This window comes from Acidovorax sp. BoFeN1, assembly GCF_003345135.1.
In the GTDB taxonomy this organism is placed as follows: Bacteria; Pseudomonadota; Gammaproteobacteria; order Burkholderiales; family Burkholderiaceae_C; genus Acidovorax; species Acidovorax defluvii.
The window spans coordinates 1-6,638 of the sequence record NZ_QOZT01000133.1; the positions used below are offsets into that span (position 1 = coordinate 1).

The window sequence follows — 6,638 nt, forward strand, 5'->3', positions numbered from 1 at the left end:
GCTTTTGCCCGCCTCTCCCTGTCCCTGCGGCGCTTTGTCGCCCCGGCAAAAAGCCCTGGTCTACGCCGACTGCTGCGGCCGTTATGTGGAGGATTTCGATGCCACGCCCGCGCCCGACGCCGAGCGGTTGATGCGCTCGCGCTATAGCGCTTTTGTGTTGCAACGGCGCGACTATTTGCTGGCCACCTGGCACGCCAGCCAGCGCCCGGCCACGCTGGAGTTCGAGCCCGGCGCGCACTGGCTGGGCCTTGCGGTGCGCAGCCACCGCGTGCTGGATGCCGACCACGCAGAGGTCGAGTTTGTGGCCCGCTACCGCGTTGCCGGACGCGCCGTGCGACTGCACGAATGCAGCCGCTTCGTGCGCGAGGCCGGGCGCTGGTACTACGTGGATGGTGACAGCCGCTGAGTTGAGGCCAAAAATGGCTCTAGCCCTTATGGAGTAAGCGCAAGCAGCTATCAAAAACAAAGTGCTTGCGGTGCAGGCCGTTAGAAAAAAAGAAATTTCAATGAAAACTGCCCCAAGCGCTTATGTAGCAAGCGCCCTTAGCTATTTATTACAGAGCAATTTTGTCGCGCCGTGGGGCAGGAAGAGGGGCCATCCGTAGCACGGCCACACTGCGGGTGGCGCCCGGTCAGCGGCCCGTTACAACACCACGGGCGCACACGGCACACTCGGGGGAGTTTCCCGTTTTTTCTTCAAGGAGCACTCCATGCAACGACGCCAATTCCAGGTCTGTAGTTTTGCCGCACTGATCGCCCTGGCCACCACGCGGGCGCAGGCCCTGTCGCTGGGTGAGCTCAGCAATGCCGACGCCAGCAGCGGCGTGAAGGCCGCGCTAGAGCAGGGCGCGCTGGCGGCTGTGGGCTTGCTGGGCCAATCTGGCGGGTTTTTGAACAACCCCAAGGTGCGCATCCCGCTGCCGGGTTACCTCAACGACGCGGCCAAGCTGATGAAGCGATTTGGCCAGGGCCAGCGCATCGAAGAGCTGGAAACCTCGATCAACCGCGCCGCCGAAGCCGCCGTGCCCATGGGCAAGGACCTGCTGGTCGGCGCCGTGCGCAGCATGACGGTGACCGATGCCAAGAACATCCTGGCGGGCGGCGACACGTCGGTCACGCAGTTCTTTTCCGAAAAAACCCGCGCCCCGCTGGGCCAGAAGTTTCTGCCCGTCGTCACCCAGGCCACCAAGAAAGTGGGCCTGGCACAGCAATACAACGCCTTTGCGGGCAAGGCCGCGGGTTTTGGCCTGGTGAAGAAGGAAGACGCGACCATCGAGCAGTACGTCACTGGCAAGACACTGGACGGGCTGTTCCTGGTGATCGGCGAGCAAGAGCAGCAACTGCGCCAGAACCCGGCGGCCGCGGGCAGCGCCATCCTGAAGAAGGTGTTTGGGGCGCTGAAGTAAGGGGATAGAGGCAGCGAAAAGGGTTTGAGCCAGATCGGGCTCTGGCGCTTATATGGTATGCGCAAGCAGCTATTATTTAAATAGCATCTGCCCGCGTAAGACGCACGCAGCCAGCCCCTTCACCTCACCGGCCGCTTCTTGAGCGCGCACAAATCCACCATGCCCGCCAGTGCCCGCGGGTCGCTGCCCGCCGGGAAGATGCGGTGCTTCTGGATCTTCTGGGTGCCGGTGGTCGGGATCTCGTCGGCAAACCACCACCAGCCCGGCGCCTTGTAGTAAGCCAGCTCGCGCAGGCAGAACGCCTGCAGGGTGCGCGCCGCGTCGGCGTGTGCCATGCCCGCTGCGGCAGCGGGGTCGAGCACCACGCAGGCCAGCACTTCCTCTTCGCGCACCGCGTCGGGCACAGCCATCACGGCCGCCTGGTGCACCAGCGGGTGGGTGAGCAGGAGCGCCTCGACCTCGGCGGCGGCAATGTTCTCGCCCGAGCGGCGGATGATGTTCTTGCGCCGGTCCATGAAGCGCAGCATGCCGCTGGCATCGCGCGTGACGATGTCGCCGGTGTGAAACCAGCCGCCGCGCCACGCGGCCTCGGTGGCCTCGGGGTCGTTCAGGTAACCGCTGAAGAAGTCCTTGCGCGGCGTGGCCGCCGAATGGCGCACCCACATCTCGCCGGGCTGGCCGTCGGCCACCTCGGTGCCCGCTTCGTCCACCACGCACACCTCCAGGCCGGGCTCGGCGCGGCCAAAGGCGCGCGTGCCGATCTGGCGCGGCGCGTGGTGGTCGGAGATGACGCGCACGATCTCGGTCATGCCCCACAGCTCCACCAGGGGCAGGCCAAAGCGCTCTTCGAATACGGCGTGCAACTGCGGCTCGACACCGGCGCCGTAGCCAAAGCGCACGCTGTGCGCGCGCTCCAGCGGGCTGGCCGGCTGGGCCAGCAGCATGGGCACCACCACGCCCAGGTAATGCACGATGGTGGCCCGGCTCTCGCACACCTCCTGCCACCAGCGCGAGGGCGCAAACCGGTCGGTCTGCACCTGGCAGCCGCCGGTCAGCAGCATGCAATAGAACGACAGGATGGACGCGTTCACATGGAACAGCGGCAGCGGGTTGTACAGCCGCTCCTGGCCTTCGCGGATGGCCACCATGCCACCCCGGCGCGCATACCAGTCGCCGGCCGCCAGCTCGTAGCGGTGCGACAGCACGCAGCCCTTGGGCTGTCCGGTGGTGCCCGAGGTGTAAAGGATGCTGGCGGGCGTGTCGGCCTGCGGCGCGCCAGCCTGTGCGGGCTGTGCCGGTGGCGGCAGCGCAGCCATGTCATCGGGTGTGGCCACCGGTGGCTGGTGGCGCGCCTCGGCCAGCGCAGCGCGCACGGCGGGCAGGCGCGTGGGCAGGGCCACCACCAGGTCCACGCGCGCATGGTCGATCAGATAGGCCAGCTCGCGTGGGCGGTAGTCGGGGTTGATGGGCACCACGCACACACCCAGGGTGTTCAGCGCCAGTTTGTGCAGCAGGTGCTCGGGCCGGCTTTCCAGAAACAGGCCCACGCGGTGGCCCAGACCATAGCCGGCGGCGCGGTAGTGCTGCATGAGTGCGCGCACGGCGCTGGCGGCCTCGTCATAGCGGATCTCGCGGCCTTGCGGGTCGTAGCTGCGCGCCGGGTTGGCGGGCACGGCCAGCAGGCTGTGGGGCCCGTAGGCTGCGGCGGCGCGCATGAAGGCGTTGCCGATGGTGGTGGTCTGGGTGATGGTGATCATGGCGCTGTAGCGGCTGGCAGAGCGGGATGCGATGCAGTGTAGGCCGGTGGGCGCAAACCTGGGGTGCAATGGTTGTCACCGCGGTTGCATTCGATGCCGCAGCCCGGGCCAGCCTCGGTTGTTCAGTGGGGCGGTGCTGTGCAGCAGTTTCTGGGCGCGAACTCGTTGCGCTCAGGGGGCCAGGATCCAGTCGGCGATTTGCCCTACAACGTCTGTCTCCAGTCCGTTGAACCCGTGGTGGGCAAATGCCGCGCAGGCATCTCCCTGGTTCTTGCCGCCCGTGGCGGTGATGAGGTGGCTGCGGGGTGTGTGGGTCAGCTTGCCCATCAGGTTGGGAATCTCGCTGTACGCACAGTAAGAGCAACCATCTTGCTGGTGGTGCACCACCAGCACAGGCACTTTGATGTGCTCCAGCGGCATGGCGGGAACCGGGCGCTGTTTGTCATCCGACAGGATGGACGCCGTCAACACCACGCCATCGGGCACGTCTGCGCCCTGCAGCACCGTTGCCGCATACGCGGCCGATTGCGTGCCACGGCTGGTGCCCACCAGCCACACGGGCACTTTGGCGGTGGTTTTCAGCCATGCAATGGTGGCTTGCAAATCGGTCACATGCTCCGCCGTTTGGCGAAAACCATTGAGAAACGGTGCGCGTTGCCGATCCGATGGCGCATCCACCACCACCGTCATCAACCCCTTGTCGGCGAACAGTTGCCGCGATCTGACGAGGAAATTGCCTTCGCCCCATTTGAACGACCCGTTCGGAAATATCTGCAACCCCCCGTGTCCGCCCGCCAGCAGAACGACGGCGGCTTTGGGTTCAGGGGGCGTGATCACCAGCATGCGCTGCGTCACGCCTGGGCGGGTGGGCAGGTCTACCACCGTGGGCTGTGGCTGTGGCTGGGCCTGGGCCGTGCACGACAGGGCCAGTGCCGCGATACCGATGAGTCGCTTGAACATGTTGGGCGCTCCATGGAGGGGTTGTGGGGCAAGAGTGCAGGCCTTCAAGGCTGCGTGTCTGGCGCGGGCGTGGTGGGTACACCCTGTTCTTCGGCGGCCCGCGTTTGTGCCGCCATGGCCCGCTGGTAGCCAGGCCGTACCTGCAACCGCTGCCAATAGGCTTGGGTGGCCGGTCCAAATTGCGCGGCCAGGCCCAGGTGCTGCGCCAGCAGCAGCGCATACCCCACCGCCACATCGGCCGCCGTGAAGCGGCCCGCGCACAGATGGTCGTTGTGCGCCACTGCAGACTCCACTGCGCGCAGCCGCGCCAGAAACCAGCGCGTGTAGTCCTGCACCACCTGCGGCTGCTGCCGCTCCGTGGGTTCAAAGCGACCATAGCGCAGCACCAGCGTCTGCGGAAAGGTCAGCGTCGCATCGCTCATGTGCAGCCAGTTCAGGTACGCGCCATACGCCGGGTGCGTGGGCGCCACGTCCAGCCCCGCGTCGGGGTGCGTGGCGGCGAGGTACTGGCAAATGGCGGCCGATTCGGTCATGCGCACATCGCCCTGCACCAGCAGGGGCACTGTGCCCAGCGGGTTCAGCTCCAGAAAGCTGCGCGCCAGAGCCCGGGGCGGGAAGGGCAGCATGTGCAGAGTGTAGGGCAGTTGCAGCTCTTCGAGCATCCACAGGGGGCGGAAGGAGCGGGCGCTGACGCAGTGGTGGAGATGGATCACGATATTTATCTGTGGGGGCGAGCCGCCAGCTTGCGGTGGGCTCCAGCGAGTTCCTATTTGCTGTACTTCCTTGCATCAGTGATGAACCATTCCAACATCTGCCAGTTCGTGAGTTTCGATGACTCATTCCCCATGCTTCTCCGAATTTCTAGAAGAAACGTACCAAGCAAGGACAACATGTTTCTCAGCTGATCCGGCGTATGTACTGGATCGGCGCCCTGTTCGAAAAAGAACTGAAAAAGATTGTTGTAAGCCGTCACCACGGCATCTGATCCGACAAGAGAGAGTTTGAAGCTCGTATTTCTGTATTCGAGGGACATCATCTTTGTCATTGCGACATCGTTTTTGTTTTTCCCCCTATGTTTGGTGTCATGTTCCCAAGCGGCATCCGACATCAGAAGAATGATGAATGGCTCTAGGATTTTGTTGTAGGTTTCGATTCTGTCGCCGTGTAACTTATTTTCCAGTTCGTGCCGTCGTTCAATTGATTGCCTCAATCTCCAACCGACGGCAGTAAGGAGCAGAACAAAAAGCGGAGTTGTCACGGAACCTATTGCCGTGACGTAATCGAGCCAGTGCTTGGTATCCATGTCTCGCTTTCCCGACGTATATCGTTTAATTTCAACGGGTTTGTAGTTCTTTAGTATCCGCTGAACGCGCACGGAACTTGATGTGACGGATTTGCCGTAGACCGCGTTTATCTGTAGTCACTATGGAACTTGAGCCACCCGCCGAAACTCCGCCGGCGACTGCCCCGTCCACCCCCGGAACGCCCGGATAAAACTCTTCTCGTTCTCAAACCCCGCTGCCTCCGCCACCTGCTTGATGGGCCGCTGTGTGCGGTGCAGCAGCTCCACCGCGCGGGTGCGGCGCACGTCGTCCTTCAGGCCTTGCAGCGTGGCGCCTTCTTCCTTCAGTTGCCGGTGCAGGGTGCGTGGCGACACATGCAGCAGTGCGGCCAGTGATTCGGCGCTGTGCTGGGGCAGGGCGTGGGCGGGCTGGCCGGGCAGGGGCGCGGCCAGTAGCTGGCGCACGCGCTGCACCAGCAGGCGGTCGCGGCGGTAGTGCAGCACCGTCAGCGGCAGGGCGTGTTGCAGCATCTGGCGCAGGGCCTGCTCGTCCCGGCGCAGGGGCAGGTGCAGGTAGCGGGCGTCAAAGTGCAGGGCGGTGCGTGGCGCGTGGAAGGTGACGGGGCCACGGAACAGCACGGCATACGCATCGGCATGCGGTGGGGCGTCAAACGCAAACTCGGCAGCGATGAGGGGGATGCGCGAGTCCACCAGCCAGCACGCCAGCCCGTGGGCATTGCGCAGCACCGACACCAGGCAGAACTCGCGCAGCGCGCCCAGGTCGCGGGCCTCGGTGATCGCCAGAGTGGCGGTGTCGCCCTGGGTAGCGAGGTGCAGTGCAATGTCGTCCGCCAGCAGCCCGTGGTGGCGGCACCAGCGGGCCAGGGCCACCTGCAGTGTGGGCGCGCTGATGCTGGCACGCGCCAGCATGCCGTAGCTGCCCCAGGGCAGGCGGCGGCTGAACCAGCCCAGGGCTTCGTCGTCCAGCTCCTGCATGGCGGCGTCGGAGATCTGCTCCATCTGCCAGGCGGTGATGCGGGCACGGTCGTCCTGCAGCAGTTGCGGCGCAATCTGTGCCCGGGTCAGGGCGTGTTGGGGGCTCATGCCGCGCTGTTCGTACGCCAGAACAATCGCACGCACAAACGCAATGGGTGTGGCCGCGGGGGCTGTGGCGGGCGCGGGCAGGCGGTTGGCAGGTGGGGCGGGTGCTTTCAAGCCGAATAGTGTGCCAGC

General features: G+C 64.9%; 7 protein-coding genes. 2 read left to right on the forward strand and 5 right to left on the reverse strand.

Going from position 1 to position 6,638, the window contains the following annotated elements; genetic code table 11:
- The first annotated feature begins 4 nt into the window (after nt 1-4).
- Together DTW89_RS18335 and DTW89_RS18340 are read left to right on the forward strand one after the other, a co-directional pair.
- The gene (locus tag DTW89_RS18335) at nt 5-406 is read left to right on the forward strand and encodes a YchJ family protein (protein WP_035241448.1); all 402 of its coding nucleotides are present in this window, start codon (nt 5-7) and stop codon (nt 404-406) included.
- A gap of 304 nt (nt 407-710) precedes the next feature.
- Entirely contained in the window at nt 711-1,406 is a 696-nt protein-coding gene (locus DTW89_RS18340; RefSeq protein ID WP_114656982.1) for a DUF4197 domain-containing protein, read from the forward strand.
- A 119-nt stretch (nt 1,407-1,525) separates the two neighbouring features.
- On the opposite strand, the gene DTW89_RS18345 is transcribed toward DTW89_RS18340, so the two are convergent.
- The 5 genes from DTW89_RS18345 to DTW89_RS18365 all read right to left on the reverse strand — a co-directional run bounded on the left by DTW89_RS18345 (nt 1,526) and on the right by DTW89_RS18365 (nt 6,620).
- A complete protein-coding gene (locus tag DTW89_RS18345) occupies nt 1,526-3,163 on the reverse strand; it encodes an AMP-binding protein (RefSeq protein WP_114656983.1) in 1,638 nt (545 codons plus the stop codon).
- A 171-nt stretch (nt 3,164-3,334) separates the two neighbouring features.
- Nucleotides 3,335-4,123, reverse strand: a complete 789-nt coding sequence (locus DTW89_RS18350) for an alpha/beta hydrolase (protein WP_114656984.1) — start codon at nt 4,121-4,123, stop codon at nt 3,335-3,337.
- Between the two features lie 44 nt (nt 4,124-4,167).
- Nucleotides 4,168-4,836 (reverse strand): glutathione S-transferase family protein, encoded by a 669-nt coding sequence (locus tag DTW89_RS18355; protein ID WP_114656985.1) that lies wholly within the window; start codon nt 4,834-4,836, stop codon nt 4,168-4,170.
- 53 nt (nt 4,837-4,889) lie between these two features.
- Nucleotides 4,890-5,426: a hypothetical protein gene (locus DTW89_RS18360; RefSeq protein ID WP_114656986.1), complete on the reverse strand. Its 537-nt coding sequence runs from the start codon at nt 5,424-5,426 to the stop codon at nt 4,890-4,892.
- 120 nt (nt 5,427-5,546) lie between these two features.
- Nucleotides 5,547-6,620, reverse strand: coding sequence for an AraC family transcriptional regulator (locus DTW89_RS18365; RefSeq protein ID WP_114656987.1), 1,074 nt, complete (start codon nt 6,618-6,620; stop codon nt 5,547-5,549).
- Nucleotides 6,621-6,638: the final 18 nt, after the last annotated feature.

Bases quoted from the DNA above. Each gene is read 5' to 3' on its own strand.
- DTW89_RS18350 (WP_114656984.1), bottom strand. From the start codon at position 4,123: ATGTTCAAGCGACTCATCGGTATCGCGGCACTGGCCCTGTCGTGCACG.
- DTW89_RS18360 (WP_114656986.1), bottom strand. From the start codon at position 5,426: ATGGATACCAAGCACTGGCTCGATTACGTCACGGCAATAGGTTCCGTG.
- DTW89_RS18340 (WP_114656982.1), top strand. From the start codon at position 711: ATGCAACGACGCCAATTCCAGGTCTGTAGTTTTGCCGCACTGATCGCC.
- DTW89_RS18345 (WP_114656983.1), bottom strand. From the start codon at position 3,163: ATGATCACCATCACCCAGACCACCACCATCGGCAACGCCTTCATGCGC.